This window comes from Cryobacterium sp. BB307 (assembly GCF_012274275.1).
Taxonomy (GTDB): Bacteria; Actinomycetota; Actinomycetes; order Actinomycetales; family Microbacteriaceae; genus Terrimesophilobacter.
Map to the genome: position 1 here is coordinate 539462 of NZ_JAANZA010000001.1, position 14443 is coordinate 553904.

14 protein-coding genes and 1 tRNA gene are annotated in these 14443 nt (G+C 66.4%); 5 read left to right on the forward strand and 10 right to left on the reverse strand.

Annotated elements, in window-relative coordinates:
• The first annotated feature begins 62 nt into the window (after positions 1 to 62).
• From HGK58_RS02685 to HGK58_RS02695, 3 genes are read left to right on the forward strand one after another with little or no spacing between them, the layout of a single operon-like run.
• On the forward strand, positions 63 to 839 hold the full coding sequence (locus HGK58_RS02685; RefSeq protein WP_168625989.1) for a class E sortase: 777 nt from the start codon (positions 63 to 65) through the stop codon (positions 837 to 839).
• Positions 839 to 1000 (forward strand): hypothetical protein, encoded by a 162-nt coding sequence (locus HGK58_RS02690; protein ID WP_168625990.1) that lies wholly within the window; start codon positions 839 to 841, stop codon positions 998 to 1000. The genes HGK58_RS02685 and HGK58_RS02690 overlap by 1 nt, the downstream gene beginning before the upstream one ends.
• Positions 997 to 1635, forward strand: coding sequence for a gamma-glutamyl-gamma-aminobutyrate hydrolase family protein (locus HGK58_RS02695; protein ID WP_168625991.1), 639 nt, complete (start codon positions 997 to 999; stop codon positions 1633 to 1635). Before HGK58_RS02690 ends, HGK58_RS02695 begins: the two co-directional genes overlap by 4 nt.
• Positions 1636 to 1659: 24 nt before the next feature.
• Here HGK58_RS02695 and pknB read toward each other — a convergent pair whose 3' ends face one another.
• The 7 genes from pknB to HGK58_RS02730 are packed head-to-tail and all read right to left on the reverse strand — an operon-like array spanning position 1660 to position 10390.
• Complete coding sequence (gene pknB, locus HGK58_RS02700; protein ID WP_349236110.1) at positions 1660 to 3357, reverse strand: Stk1 family PASTA domain-containing Ser/Thr kinase; 1698 nt, start codon at positions 3355 to 3357, stop codon at positions 1660 to 1662.
• A 56-nt stretch (positions 3358 to 3413) separates the two neighbouring features.
• The gene (locus HGK58_RS02705) at positions 3414 to 5063 is read right to left on the reverse strand and encodes a protein kinase (protein ID WP_168625992.1); all 1650 of its coding nucleotides are present in this window, start codon (positions 5061 to 5063) and stop codon (positions 3414 to 3416) included.
• Entirely contained in the window at positions 5060 to 6502 is a 1443-nt protein-coding gene (locus tag HGK58_RS02710) for a penicillin-binding protein 2 (RefSeq protein ID WP_168625993.1), read from the reverse strand. Before HGK58_RS02710 ends, HGK58_RS02705 begins: the two co-directional genes overlap by 4 nt.
• On the reverse strand, positions 6499 to 7917 hold the full coding sequence (locus HGK58_RS02715; protein ID WP_168625994.1) for an FtsW/RodA/SpoVE family cell cycle protein: 1419 nt from the start codon (positions 7915 to 7917) through the stop codon (positions 6499 to 6501). Before HGK58_RS02715 ends, HGK58_RS02710 begins: the two co-directional genes overlap by 4 nt.
• A complete protein-coding gene (locus HGK58_RS02720; protein WP_168625995.1) occupies positions 7910 to 9154 on the reverse strand; it encodes a Stp1/IreP family PP2C-type Ser/Thr phosphatase in 1245 nt (414 codons plus the stop codon). Before HGK58_RS02720 ends, HGK58_RS02715 begins: the two co-directional genes overlap by 8 nt.
• A 4-nt stretch (positions 9155 to 9158) precedes the next feature.
• Complete coding sequence (locus HGK58_RS02725; protein WP_168625996.1) at positions 9159 to 9680, reverse strand: FHA domain-containing protein; 522 nt, start codon at positions 9678 to 9680, stop codon at positions 9159 to 9161.
• A complete protein-coding gene (locus HGK58_RS02730) occupies positions 9677 to 10390 on the reverse strand; it encodes a DUF3662 and FHA domain-containing protein (protein ID WP_168625997.1) in 714 nt (237 codons plus the stop codon). The genes HGK58_RS02725 and HGK58_RS02730 overlap by 4 nt, the downstream gene beginning before the upstream one ends.
• A gap of 110 nt (positions 10391 to 10500) precedes the next feature.
• On the opposite strand from HGK58_RS02730, the gene HGK58_RS02735 reads away from it, so the two are divergent.
• A tRNA-Leu gene (locus tag HGK58_RS02735) sits at positions 10501 to 10587 on the forward strand.
• Positions 10588 to 10744: 157 nt separating this feature from the next.
• Here HGK58_RS02735 and HGK58_RS02740 read toward each other — a convergent pair.
• Positions 10745 to 11500 carry a class I SAM-dependent methyltransferase gene (locus HGK58_RS02740; RefSeq protein WP_349236111.1) on the reverse strand — a complete coding sequence of 252 codons (756 nt, stop codon included), beginning with the start codon at positions 11498 to 11500 and terminating at the stop codon, positions 10745 to 10747.
• 85 nt (positions 11501 to 11585) lie between these two features.
• On the opposite strand from HGK58_RS02740, the gene HGK58_RS02745 reads away from it, so the two are divergent.
• Positions 11586 to 13184 (forward strand): FAD-dependent monooxygenase, encoded by a 1599-nt coding sequence (locus HGK58_RS02745; protein ID WP_168625999.1) that lies wholly within the window; start codon positions 11586 to 11588, stop codon positions 13182 to 13184.
• 12 nt (positions 13185 to 13196) lie between these two features.
• Here HGK58_RS02745 and HGK58_RS02750 read toward each other — a convergent pair whose 3' ends face one another.
• A complete protein-coding gene (locus HGK58_RS02750) occupies positions 13197 to 13880 on the reverse strand; it encodes a hypothetical protein (protein WP_168626000.1) in 684 nt (227 codons plus the stop codon).
• Complete coding sequence (locus HGK58_RS02755; RefSeq protein ID WP_227411718.1) at positions 13877 to 14434, reverse strand: helix-turn-helix domain-containing protein; 558 nt, start codon at positions 14432 to 14434, stop codon at positions 13877 to 13879. Before HGK58_RS02755 ends, HGK58_RS02750 begins: the two co-directional genes overlap by 4 nt.
• Positions 14435 to 14443: the final 9 nt, after the last annotated feature.

Genomic DNA, 14443 nt, shown 5'->3' on the forward strand with positions numbered 1-14443 from the left:
GGAGTCTAGCGGGTCTGTTCTGGCGAACCGCCCGGGCGTAGGGCTGACCCTAGAATTGATCAATGACCGACAGCCGGCCACAGACGCGGCGCCGCGTGCGCGCGCAGCGTAAGAGGCTCAACATTGTCGGAGTGCTGGGTGAGCTGCTCATCACCGCGGGTGTGCTGGTCTTCCTCTTCCTCGGGTGGCAGCTCTGGCTCAATGACTTTGTCGTCGGCGAGCAGCATCGCGACGAAGCGGTCAAGCTGACCGAGTCCTGGGACAACGGTGACGGGTCGGTACCCACACGCGACCGGCCCGAGGTGCCGGAGGACTACGGCGACCCGATCGTGCCTGCCGTCGCCAAGGAGGCCGAGCAGTTCGCCGTCATGTACATTCCGCGCTTCGGCGACGACTGGGTGCGCACCGTCTCGGAAGGCATCAGCCTGAGCAAGGTCCTCAACCGGAACGGTATAGGACGCTACCCGGACACCCAGCTGCCTGGTGAGGTCGGCAACTTCGCGGTGGCCGCGCACCGCACGACCTACGGTGCGCCGTTCAAGCAGATCGCCGAGCTGCAGGTCGGCGACAAGATCTACGTGCGCACCCCGGATGCGTATTACACGTACGTCTACCGCAACACCGAGTACGTCTGGCCGACCGGCGTCGACGTGAAGAACCCACTGCCGCAGCAACCACCGGAGACCCCGACCACCGACCGCATCCTCACGATGACCGCCTGCCATCCGATGTTCTCCGCGGCCGAGCGGATCATCGCCTACGCGGTGCTCGAGTCCTGGCAGCCGGCCGACGCCGGCCCGCCCGCCGAGTTGGAGCCCATACTGAAGGCGGGCGGCTGATGTACGGTGCGCTCTGGCGTGTGCTGCCCGGACCCGTGTGGCTGCGGATCCTCATCCTGATCCTCCTCGTCGCGGCGGTGCTCTACAGTCTCGTCACCTGGGTGTTCCCGTGGGTGAACTCGCTTCTCCCGGTGGAAGAATCGACCGTTGGAGGACCATGACCCACATACTCGTCATCGACAACTACGACAGCTTCGTCTACACGCTGAACGGCTACCTGCAGGAGCTCGGCGCTGAAACGACCGTGTTGCGGAACGACGCGTTCGCTCCGGAGACCGCGGCCGCGCGCATCCGGGACTATGACGGCGTGCTGCTCTCCCCGGGACCTGGTACTCCAGCCGCCGCGGGAGTCTCCATCCCGATCGTGCATGCTGCCCTCGACTCTGGGATGCCGTTGCTTGGCGTCTGCTTGGGACATCAGGCGATCGCTGAGGCGCTCGGTGCCACCGTGACCCACGCCGACGAGCTGATGCACGGCAAGACCTCGCAGGTCACGCACGACGGCAGCGACTTCTACCGAGATGTGCCGCAGCCGTTCACGGCCACGCGGTACCACTCCCTCGCGGTCGTGAATTCGACCGTCCCGGATGACTTGATTGTCACCTCGCGCACCGACGGCGGAGTGATCATGGGCCTACGGCACCGCGCCGCGCCGATGTACGGGGTGCAATTCCACCCCGAGTCGGTGCTCACCGAAGGCGGCTATCAGATGCTCGGCAACTGGCTCGCGGCTGCCGGACTGCCGTCGGCGCGTGAGGCTGCGCGGGGTCGCTCGCCGCTCGTCAACCTCGGCTGAGCCGCGGGTTGTCTAGCCAGCGGATCAGCTGCTGCAGTAGGTGACCGTGATCGCGGAACGCTGCGGGTGAACACCCGGACTCAACGACTGACCGGTCACCGAGCTGCCTGCACAGGTGCTGTCGGGTCGCGGATCCGGGCTGAGTCCGAGATTGCGCAACTGAGTCAGTGCCTCACCAATCGGCAGACCGACGATGCGCGGCACCTCGATCAGACCATCGGAGACGATCAGGTTCACCGCGGAACCCCTCGGCGCCGCCTCGCCACTCGCGGGACTGCTCCCGATCACCACGCCAGCAGCCACGGACGGTGAGTGCTGCTGCGACGTGTTGCCCCACTCCAGACCGACGCTTTTGAGCGCCGCGATCGCATCCTCCTCGTTCATGTTGACGAGCGACGGGACGGTGGCCATGCTCACGCCCGTCGACACGAAGACCCGAACGACCTGCTCCTTGCCGACCTTCGAGCCGGACTCCGGCGAAATCCGGATGATGAAGCCCTCTTGGACGGTGTCACTTGACTCCCCGTGCCGCTCCGGAACGAGACCCAGCTCGGTCAGGTCGGCCGCACCGCTCTCGTAGCTGGCGCCGACAATGTCGGGCACCTCCACCGAGATGTTGTGCGCGATCTGCGTCGGCTGCAGGTTCGTGACCCAGAACAGCACACCCACCAGAACGACCGCGATCGTGGCGATGCCCGCCCAGATCCAGGCGACCGGCGGGCGCGACTGGGTGCGCACCACTCGGTCGTCGCCGGAATTGGCGAGCTGCCGGATGGTGGCATCCGTACCGGCGGACTGTCGCGGGTTCACACCGAACAGCGCCGCGTTGAAGTCCGTCTGTGGGAGCTTGCGGGCCGGGATCTCACCAGCAGCTGCCGCCTCCAGATCCTCGCGGAACTCGGCGGCGGTCTGGAACCGCTCGAACTTGTCCTTGGCGAGCGAGTGCAACACGATCGCGTCGAGCGCCGGCGACACCTTGGGGTTGAAGCTGCTCGGCTTCGGTGGGGTCTCGCTGATGTGCTGGTAGGCGACGGCGGCCGGCCGATCGCCGTGGAACGGCGGACGTCCGGTGAGCAACTCGAACAACACCACGCCGGTCGAATACAGGTCGGTGCGGGCATCGACAGTCTCGCCACGCGCCTGCTCCGGCGAGAAGTACTGTGCCGTGCCGAGCACCGCGCTCGTGTCGGCCACGGTCGTCGCGCTATCCGACACCGCACGGGCGATGCCGAAGTCCATGACCTTCACCTGGCCGTTCGGTGTCACCATGATGTTGCCCGGTTTGATGTCGCGGTGCACCAGCAGCGCGCGGTGGCTGTACTCGAGAGCGGTGAGCACACCCGAGATGATGCGCACCGCCTCCCTCGGCTCCAGCGGACCATCGGCGATGATGTCCTTCAGCAGCCGGCCGTCGACATACTCCATGACGATGAACGGCAACTGCGTTTCATGACCACGCTCGTCTTGCACCGTCTCTTCACCGGCGTCGAACACGCGAACGATCGTGGGATGCGCCATCCGGGCGGCTTTCTGCGCCTCCTCCCGGAACAGCATCCGGAACCGAGGGTCGGTGGCAAGGGATGCTTTGAGCAGCTTGATCGCGACCTGGCGTCCCAGTCGGGTGTCCGTGCCGAGGTGAACCTCGGACATGCCGCCGCGGCCGAGGAGTGCACCAACGTTGTACCTGCCAGCAAGCAGGCGCGTGCCATCAGTCACAGTCACGTGCAGTTCTCCCGGGTGCGAGGGTAATCGGGCCCAAGTCTAACTGCTCGCCGACGTTACTCCGCTTCTGCCACCGTGATAGTCAACGAGTCGGATGACGGGGACGGCACTCCGCCGCAGCGCGCGATATACGAGATGGTCACCGTGCCGGGCGAGTTCGGCATAGTTACGCTCGTGCTCTGCGTGCCCGCGGGGGCCGGCGGGATGCTGGGCCCACCTTGCACCGAGAACTCGTACGCCGTGAGCGAGGTGTTCGGCGGGCAGCCCGTATACACCGGCCAGTTGATCTGTACCGTGTCGCCCGGCTCGGCTGTGCTGGGACCGCTCAGCGGGTTCGGCTTCGTCGGTTCCGGAATGGGCGAGTAGATGCTCACCGTGACCGTGGTGCCCTTGGCAATGGTGCCCGTCGGGTCGACCGCATAGACGAGGCCTACCTGTGACGGATCGGGCGCGGTCGCGCCCTCGTTGACAGACACGCCGAGCCCGAGGTCCCCGAGGATCTGCCGGGCTTCCGCCTCGGTCTTGCCGCGGACCAGGTCGAGGTTGACGTTCACCGAATCCGAGGTCGGCGATGCGCTTGGAGAAGCGGAGGTCGGTGTGGAGACTGAGCGTGACGGACTGGCGGAGGTTGGCGGCGGCTCCTCGCTCGGCTGCCCGAGGAGGGCGATGATCGTGCCGATGAGCACGACGAGCAGGATGCCGATGAGTGCGATCAGCGGCCACGTCCACGGGTTGCGCTTCTTGGTCGCCGCCTGCACCGGTCCGGTCTGGGTCGCACCAGAGGGCGTGACCGGCAGCATCCGGGTCGCGTCTTCGTTGCCGATCGCGGAGGTCGCCAGTTCGCTCGCGCCGAGCACGGCGGGAACGGCCGCTGCGGCACCAGCGACATCACCGCGGCGCAACGCCTGGGCGGCGCGCGCGAGGTGCGCGGCGGTCGCCGGGCGCTCCTCGGGCTTCTTGGCGATGCACGCGCTGACGAGGTTGCGCACCGGCTCGGCCACTGTTCCCGGCAGCGCGGGAGGGGCCTCGTTGATCTGAGCCATGGCGATGGCGACCTGCGACTCGCCGGTGAACGGCCGTCGTCCTGCGAGTGCCTCGTAGGCGACGATGCCGAGGGAGTAGATGTCGGTGGACGGGGATGCCGGATGTCCGCTCGCTTGCTCTGGCGAGAGGTACTGCACCGTTCCCATCACCTGTCCGGTGGCCGTCAGCGGAACCTGGTCGGCGATTCGGGCGATGCCGAAGTCCGTGATCTTGACCCGACCATCCGGAGTGATCAGCAGGTTGCCCGGCTTGATGTCGCGGTGCACCAACCCGGCGGCGTGGGCGGCTTGGAGGGCGGATGCCGTCTGCGCGACGAAGTCGAGCACGCGGTCGGTCGGCAGTACGCGTTCGCGCTCGAGGATCGTGGACAGCGCCTCGCCGGGCACCAACTCCATCACGAGGTAGGCGCTGCCGTCCTCCTCGCCATAGTCGAACACGTTCGCGATTCCCTCGTGGTTCACGAGCGCAGCGTGACGCGCTTCGGCGCGGAACCGCTCAAGGAAGCCGGGGTCACCGAGGTATTCGTCCTTCAGGATCTTGATCGCCACCGTGCGTCCGATGACGAGGTCCGTCGCTTGCCAGACCTCCCCCATGCCGCCAATGGCGATACGACTCGCGAGCTGGTACCTACCCCCGAAAGTGAGGCCGCTTGTGGGTCTCATCTGCTCAGCACCGCTTCCATGACCCTCCTGGCGATCGGCGCGGCTTCGGCGTTGCCCGAGCTTCGACCACCGTCCTCGATGACAACTGCGACGGCAACCTGGGGGTCTTCGGCGGGTGCGAAGCCCGTGAACCACAGGGTGTACGGTTCACCCTCGCCGTTCTCAGAAGTGCCAGTTTTCCCACCCACGTTGACTCCACTTATTCTTGCATTGCTGGCCGCGCCATTCGCGACGTTGTTGACCATAAGTTGCACAAGCGTTGCACTCGTCTCCGGGCTGATCGGGTTGCTGTAGACCTCCGGCTGGAAACCTTCGATTTCGGAGAGGTCCGAGGCGATGATGCTTTCCACCAGTTCCGGCTTCAGGAGTACGCCGCCGTTCGCGACCGCAGCCGACACCATTGCCATCTGCAGTGGGGTCGCTCGCACATCCGACTGGCCGAAGGCGGAGAGCATGGTCTGGGCAGCATCAGGATTGTCCGGATAGTGACTCGGGGTGACTCGCATCGGAACGGAAAGCGGGCGGCCGAATCCGAACGCCTCGGCGTACTGACGCATCAGGTCGTCGCCGAGCGCGCCGCCGATCTCGGCGAATGGAATGTTGCAGCTGAGGCGCAGAGCGTCCGCAAGCGTGACCTGTTCGCCCGGCCCGCAGGTGCCTCCGCCGGCGTTGTGGACGACAGAGTTGCTCTGCGGCAGCTGAAGCTGCGCGGGGTTCGGCACAGCGGTATCCGGGGTCATCGCTCCGCTGTCCAGCGCCGCGGCTGACGCGATGACCTTGAAGGTAGAGCCCGGGTGGTAGAGGTCGCCCGTGATCGCGCGGTTGATCAGCGGATCGCTGGGGTCGGCGAGGAGCGAGTCGTACGCGTTCATGACCTCGGAGGTGCTGTGCGAAGCGAGCAGGTTGGGATCGTAGCTGGGCTTCGACACCATGGCGAGAACAGCGCCGGTCTGTGGGTCGAGAGCGACCACCGCTCCGTGGTGGTCTCCGAGCGCATCCCACGCAGCCTGCTGCACGACGGGGTCGATGGTGAGCTCGACGGCCGCGCCCTTGGCTTCCTGGCCGGTGAAGATGGCGTTCAGCTGCGCGAAGAACTGGTCATTGGAGGTGCCGCTGAGGTAGTCGTTGAGGGCACCCTCGATCCCGGTGTTGCCCTGGTTGAGGGTGAAGTAGCCGGTGATGTTGGCGTACAACTCGGGCTGGGTGTAGGTGCGCAGGTAGCGGTACTCGGAATCGACCGGGGTCGAGTACGCGATCGCCTCACCGTCGACCAGGATCGGGCCGCGCTGGGTCGAGTAGCTGTCGTACAAGGTTCGGACGTTGCGGCCATCGGCGCGCAGGTTGTCGGCCTGCAGCGCCGTGATGACGGTGCTCGATGCGCACAGCGCGAAGAACATGACGAGCAGGGCGACGCTGACGCGCCTTATTTCGCGATTCATGGTCCCACCACCAAATGCGGTCCGGTTCGGACCGTGTCAGAGAGCCGTAACAGCAGCGCGACGATGATCCAGTTGGCCACCAGTGACGAGCCGCCGGCGGCGAGGAACGGTGTCGTGAGTCCTGTCAGAGGGATCAGTCGCGTCACGCCGCCGACGACGATGAACACCTGCAGCGCAATCACGAACGAGAGGCCGACGGCGAGCAGCCGGCCGAAGTCATCCTGTCCAGCGAACCCGATGCGCATGCCGCGCGCGACGAACAGCAGGTACAGCCCGAAGATCACGAACAGGCCGGCGAGGCCGAGTTCCTCGCCGAGGCTCGCGATGATGTAGTCGCTGTCCGCGAGCGGCGTCAGATACGGGCGGCCCTGGCCGAGACCGGTGCCGATCAGCTCGCCGTGAGCGAGGCCGAACATGCCCTGCACCAGCTGGTAGCTGCCGCCGATCGCGTCGTAATGGGCCGGATTGAAAGGGTCGAGCCAGGCGTTGAAGCGGCCCTGCACGTAACCGAGGGTCTGGCTCGCGACGAGTGCTCCGCCGACGAACAGGCCGAGTCCGAGAATCACCCAGCTCGCCCGTCCTGTTGCGACGTAGATCATCACCAGGAAGAGGCCGAAGTACAGCAGTGAGGTTCCGAGGTCGCGCTGGAAGATCAGGACGGCCATCGCAGCGGCCCAGATGACGAGGATCGGGCCGAGGTCGCGGGCTCGCGGAAACCGCATCCCCAAGAATTTCTTGCCGACCATTGACAGGCTGTCGCGCGCCTCGACCAGATAGCCGGCGAAGAAGATCGCCAGCGCGATCTTGGCGAGCTCACCGGGCTGGAACGAGAACCCGAAGATGTTGATCCACAGCCGTGCGCCGTTGATGGTCTGGCCGATCCCCGGCAGCATGGGCAGCAGCAGGAGGACGATTCCCGTGAACATCGCGATGTAGCGGTAGCGCTGCAGCACACGATGGTTCCGGATCAGCACGATCACGGCGAGTGCGATCACAATCGCCAGGGCCGTCCAGGCCATCTGCCGCACCCCGGCCGACGCCCATCCGGTAGCGCCATCGTTGAGGTGGATGCGGTAGATCATCGCGATGCCGAGACCGTTGAGCACGGATGCGATGGGCAGTAGGAAGGGATCGGCATCCGGGGCGACAATCCGGAGCGCGACGTGCACGACGAGCACGAGTGCGCAGAGCAGGCCCGTGTAGGTGATCGCGTCACTGTGCGTCTCGCCGCCTAGCGCGCCGAACTGCACCAGGATTATCGACCCGAGGTTGATCGCGAACGCGACTAGCAGCAGCCCGAGTTCGAGATTGCGCTGCCGGGCGGGGGTGCGCAGCCTCAGCTTGATCGTCCCGGTGAAGGTGTTGCGGGGTTCTGCGGCGGCTGGCTTTCCCGCGATGGGAGCGGTCTCAGTCATTGCTCAACTCGCTCAGTCTCTCGATGATCTTGCGGGCATCCGCGAGGCTGTCCGCACTGATCGTTTCCTCGACCGTTGACCGCGTGTAGGGCGGCAACCCCTCCATGGTGATACTCGTCTGCTGGTAAACGCTGGAGAGCGAGATCGGGCCGACGGTCTGCTGTACGCCCTTGTAGATGGCGACGGTGTCGCCGTTGGCGCCGACGTAGTAGTGCGTTTGGGTCCACTGGTAGCCGAGCACCAGGCCGACCACGATTGCGGCGATGGCCAGGGTGATGGCGACAAGCCAGGTGATCCGGCGGCGGAGGGCCCGCCGCTTGTCCTCGAGGATGAGCTCGTCGAGGTACTCCTCGGATTCCGGTTCGAAGTGGGAGTCCTCGTGCTGGGTCGACTTGAGCGGATGCAGCAGCAGGGTCGGCAAGCGCAGCGCGCGCCGGGCGATTTCCGCCTCGTAGGTGAGGGGCAGGGCGGCCGAGCCGACGATCTGCGGCGGCATGCCCGCGTACTCGTCGTCTTCGCCGACGTCGATGAGCACCACCGTGACGTTGTCCGGCGCACCGTGGTCGAGGCTTTCCTTGATGAGCCTGTTCGCGGCGTCCCGCGTCGTGCCGAAGTTCGCAAGGATCGTTTCGAGTTTGTCGTCCGTGACATAGCTGCTGAGCCCGTCGGAGCAGATCAGCCAGCGGTCGCCCGGCCGGGTGTCGAGCACGGTCGTGTCGATCTCCGGTGACGAATCGATGTCGCCAAGCACCCGCATGAGCACGTTGCGGCGGGGATGGACTGCCGCCTCCTCCTGCGTGATGCGCCCGCTCTCGACGAGTCGCTGAACGAACGTGTGGTCGGCGGTGATCTGGTCCAACTCACCGTCGCGGAACCGGTAGATGCGCGAATCGCCGATGTGGGCGATGGCGATTCTGTCGCCGACTCGGGCGAGCGCGCTGACTGTCGTGCCCATGCCGGTGAGTTCGGCGTGGTCGAAGACCGTCTCGGCGAGCATGGTGTTCGCGGCGAGCAGTGCGGTCTGCAACGCGAACGCGGCGTCCTCCGCGGAGGCGTATTCGCGGTCAGCCTCGGCGATGCGCTTGATGGCAATCGCGGATGCGACATCGCCGCCAGCGTGCCCGCCCATGCCGTCGGCGACGACGAAGAGGTGTCTGCCGGCGTATCCGGAGTCCTGGTTGTTCGATCTCAGCTTTCCGACGTGCGAAACGGCAACACTCTTGCCAATGGTGGCCATCCAGTTACCGCCGCAGTTCGAAGCTGGTGGTGCCGATCTTCACCGGAGTGTTGAGCGGGACCGGCGTCGGCACGGTGACGCGCTGGCCGGCCAGGTAGGTGCCGTTGGTGGAGTCGAGGTCCTGGATGACCCAGTCGTCTCCCCACAGCATGAGCCGGGCGTGGTGGGTCGAGGTGTAGTCGTCGCGGATGACCAGCCCGCTCTCGCTCGAGCGGCCGATGGTGAGCGGCTGGTCGGAGAGGGCGAGCTCGAGCCCCTCCTTGGCGCCCGAGGTGATCACTAGCCGCTTAGCCGAATTGGATCCGGCTGGGCCTGCTGCTGCTGCCGGTGCCGGTGTGGGCTGGGGCGCGGATGCTACCGGTGCTGCGGCCGGGAACGGTGACGCGGCGGGCTGGGACTCCGCGGGCATCCGGCGCACCTTCTGCCCGAACAGGTCGGTGCGCAGAGCGTAGACGATGGCGAAGACGAACACCCACAGGAGCAGGAGGAACCCGATCCGTAAGACCAGCAGCGTCAGGTCACTCAACGGCTGCCCCCCGGGCGATCGCCACGATCGGACGGGTCGGCTGTCGCGGATTGGGCAAGCACCCGGAAAACGATACGGGTTCTGCCGATCGAAATCACGGAGTCCGGGGGCAGCGGCGAGGCGGTGACCGGCGATCCGTTGAGTTGAGTGCCGTTCGTGGAGCCCAGGTCACGGACTTCGCCACGCGATCCGTCCCACAGGATCTCGACGTGCTTGCGGGAGATTCCGGTGTCATTGACGGTGATGTCCGCTTCGCTGCCGCGGCCGATGATCGTGCGGGACTGGGTGATCGCGTGGCGCTTGCCGTTGATGTCGAGCACCGGGGTCCACACGACCTCGCCCTGCACATTCTGCGAGTCGACCTGGATCATGCCTTCGCTCAGGCTGGAGTCTTCGACCAGGGCGATCATGATGCCGCCGGCGAACTGGTAGTGCTGCGCGGTGGCGTGCGTCTGCACGAGCCCAGTCAGCTCGTCGGTAAGGGCGGGGCCGAGCCCGGTCATCCGGGAGTGGTCGGCCGGTGAGAGTCGCACCTGGAATTTGTTCGGTACCAGGATGCGGTCACGTGCAACGACTGCAGCCTTCGTGTCGAGTTCGCGGCGGAGTGCCGCAGTGATCTCGATCGGCTGCAGACCGCTCTTGAAGGTCTTCGCGAACGCGCCGCCGACGACGCGCTCAAGACCTTTCTCAAAGTTGTCCAGTAGCCCCAACGGTCTTCCTCTCGACCTCGCGTACCTGTGACGATGTTAGTCGCTGAGCGTTGACGGCCGCCCGACGGCCGCGTTTTCGAGGCCTCGGCTATGGTAATCTCGCTTAGTCTGCGCGAGTGGCGAAATTGGCAGACGCGCACGGTTCAGGTCCGTGTGCCCGTGAGGGCATGGGGGTTCAAGTCCCCCCTCGCGCACCATCCAGGTAAAAGGTCATCGGGTTTCCCGGTGGCCTTTTTCTGTTCGCCGGGGTTCGGGCCCGCGCCCGTTGCGGACACCCGCAGGCCTTGCGGACATTTGCGCCCGGCGCACCGGGCGCGGTTGTCCGGAAGAGGCGCCCTTCGCCGACCGGAACGACTAGGACGCCGTGCGCGCGACCGCGTACCGGAACGCGTTCACCAACCGGTAGCCGCCATCCGGTGTGCGGAACTGCTCCGCCGCAGCCAGCACCGTAGGCGCGTACTCGGCAATGGTGTCCTGATCCTCGCCGAGCAGCACGCCCCGGATGAGAGCAGACTCGTCGGTGACCTCCCATGGCGTCTCCACCAGGGACGAGGCGGTCACCTCGAGGCCCGCCTCCGACAGCAGACCTTCCAGCCCGCCGGCTCGCCGGTAGTCGCCGTCTGGCTGCACCTCCTCGCCCGCGGCTTCGGCCACCGCTGACTCGAGCGCATTCAGTGCGTTGAGTGCGCCATCCGCCCAGTTGGCGATCGCGATGTAACCGCCCGGCACACAGACTCGAGCCGCCTGCGCGAGCGCATCGTGCGCGTCGTCGGCGAACTGCAGCGCGTTGATCGCCGTCACCACATCGAACGACGCATCCGACCATGGCAGGTGCTCGAACCCCCCGAGCACCACCTCCCCAGTGGGCGCCGCTGCGCGAGCCAGCCGCACCATCTCGTGGGCCGGATCGATGCCGGTCACGCGAGCCCCCAACGACTCGAGCTTGGCCAAAAACTCACCGCTGCCGCATCCGACATCCAGCACCCGCGTGCCGGCAACCACACCCGTCTGCTCGACGATCGCCGACGTCACCGGATCCGCGAGCGCACCCCACAGGTCCGACCATTCCTGTGCGACCGCAGACCAGCCGCCATCTTCAGCACCGTTCACGTTCGTCATCTTTCCAGCGCCCGGTGGGAGGTGCCCACAACATGTCACCCTGTTACCTCCAACGGCGCTGACTTAGAGTGACCGGATGGCGATCCGGTCGAACGGGTACGACGCCGATGTCCTGATTGTGGGCGCCGGCCCGACGGGCCTTGCCCTCGCCACAGAACTCACGCGCTGGGGCATCAACTACCGCATCATCGACAAGGAACTGGCCGGCGTTCGGGAGTCGCGCGCCCTGGCGATCCAGCCCCGCACGCTGGAGGTCCTCAGGCCAAGCGGCGTCACCGACGGGCTGATCGCGAACGGCTACGGAGCCACGAGTGTCACGATGCACTCTGGCCGTCGCGAGGCAGACGTGAACCTGTTCGGCGGCGCGAGCACCGACACCGAGTACCCCTTCATCCTCTTCCTGTCGCAGGCGAGGACCGAGGAACTGCTCACCGAACGGATCGCCGCCGAAGGAGTGAGGGTTGAACGCTCGACCGAACTCATCGCACTCGGCCAGAACAAGGGGGCTGTGCGCGCGATCCTCCGCTCCGAGAGCGGCACGGAAACGGTTCACGCGCGGTTCCTCGTCGGATGCGACGGTGCCCACAGTGCGACGCGGCGACTGGCAGGGCTCCGCTTTGAGGGCGAGTCCTTCCCCGAGACGTTTGCGCTCGCCGACGTCGAAGCCGACGGCCTCGATTCGTCCCGCATCCACGCCTTCCTATCCGATCGCGGCGTGATGTTCTTCTTTCCGCTCCAGGCGCCCGCCACCTGGCGGATCATCCTGAGGCTGCCGGATGACGAAAGCGAGCTCTCGCTCGACTCGCTCCAACGAGCGGTGCGCGAGCACACTCCGCTGCCGATCACCGTCCGCGACCCCGTGTGGCTGTCCCGGTTCGTCGTCAACAGCCGTTACGCGGCCCGATTCCAGCAGCGCCGCGTGTTCGTCGCCGGTGACGCAGCCCACATCCACAGCCCGGCCGGTGGACAGGGCATGAACATCGGCGTTCAGGACGCGATCAACCTCGGATGGAAGCTTGCCCTCGTCTGCTCGGATCGCGCCCGGTCCGGGCTGCTCACGAGCTACGACCGGGAGCGGCGGCCCGTGGCCCGCCAGGTGATTCAGCTGACCAACCGGGCGTTCCGGGCCGCCATGAGCGCGCGGGGACTGGTCAAATTCGTCCGCAGCAACATCGCGCCGCGGGTCGCGCCCAAGATCTTCCGGTTGAAGATCGTGCGCTCGTTCGCGTTCCAGACGATCGGCGAGTTGCGCACCGCCTATTCGAAGAGCCCGCTGTCGGTGAGCGGCCTGAACGCCCACGGTCCGCGTGCGGGTGAGCGGCTCCCGGATGCCGCGGTGACGGTTGACGGGACAGTCATCAGTCTGCATCGGGCGCTGGCGGAGCCTGTCCTCACGGTCCTGCTGTGCGGGCCGGCCGAGGTGTGGGACAACAGTTTGGCCCACGAATCGAGTCATTGGGGCGGCGCGGTGCGCTTCCGCATTCTCACCGAGGCCGGTAAGCAGGGCTCCCTCATCGGCACCGACGAGACCTTCAAACGGCTTCGCCTCGACCCGAACAAGCCTGCGCAGCTGCTCGTGCGCCCCGACCTGCATGTCGGATACCGGGCAGCCGGGGACGACCTCGACGGACTGCGCGACTACTTGGCCGAGGCGCTGCGGCTCCGCCAGACCTGAGCATCCGACGGTTCAGAAGTTCAGCACGATCCCGATCAGCAGGATGGCGGCGCTGACGGCGGTGAAGCCCAGCTCGGCGAGGGCCAGCTTCGTCTTCGCGAAGCGCACCATCATCATGTTCGTGACCGAGTGCAGCGGCAGCGTCACGAGCACGAGCCACGGGTTCGCAAAGAGCATCAGGGTCAGGCCGATGTGCATTGCGATCGCGGCCAGGCGCTCGAGCAGACCCCAGCCGGGGCTTTCCGGGACGATCATGCCCTGCTCGGAGAGCAGCTGGCGTGCCTCGCGGGACTTGGCGTCGTCCTTCTTCAACAGGCTCGAAATGGCCAGCGCGTTGATCGCGACGATGACGACCTCGATCGTTGCCCAGCCGAATCCGGCCCACAGGGCGTCGGTGGCTGTGCGCAGGAACAGGAGCACGAGGGCGAGTCGCACGAGTTCTTCGGCCGGCCCGGAGAACCAGCCGACGATGGTCGCGGCACGCTTCTGCGTTGTTGTCGCGTTCGCGATCAGGGCGACCGGTTGCCGCAGGATGAGGGCGAGCATCCAGCCCGCTGCACCCAGTCCGAGCGGCACCCATAGCGGTGCGCCCACGGTCAGCAGCAGTAGGCCCACCGCGATGAACGGGGCCGGCAGCAGCGCGAGCGCATTGTTGCGCACGCGGATCGCGACAGCGGGGTCAAGGTCGGTGGTCATTCGTTGTCTCCTGTGGTTCGGTGCAGCGGGATGCTCGCGGTCGCGATGAGCCGCGGCTTGCGGTTTGTGGTGGGCTGGTTGTCGATTCGTGCAGCGATGAGCCCGCGGACGTCGGCGAGCAGCTCGCGCAGCTCGGCATCCGTCAGGTTGAGGACGTGTTCCCGATAGCCGACGCCGTCGGCGACGAGATCGATCGCCGGCTGCTCCAGGTACCGTGCGTACTCGCCCAGCAGGCCGCCGACGAACGTGCCGAAGTACCGGAAGTGGTCGTCTCGGCTGGCGGTTGCAAGGTCCTCCGCGCTCAGGATGGCGCTGTCGGCGAGGGCGTAGGTGCGCTCGGTGACGCCGCGCACCGGCTGCTCAGCATCGATGCGGAGCACGCCCGCGTCGAGCAGGACCGGCAGGTGGCGGTACAGCGTGGCCTGCGGGATGTCGGGCAGGACCTCGCCGAGCTGCTTTGTCGTCTTCGGCCCAGTCGCGAGGGCGCGGAGGATGGCCATGCGTTGTGGATGCAGCACCGCGTCGGCTCTAGATGTTCTCACGATCAAGAACATTATCACATC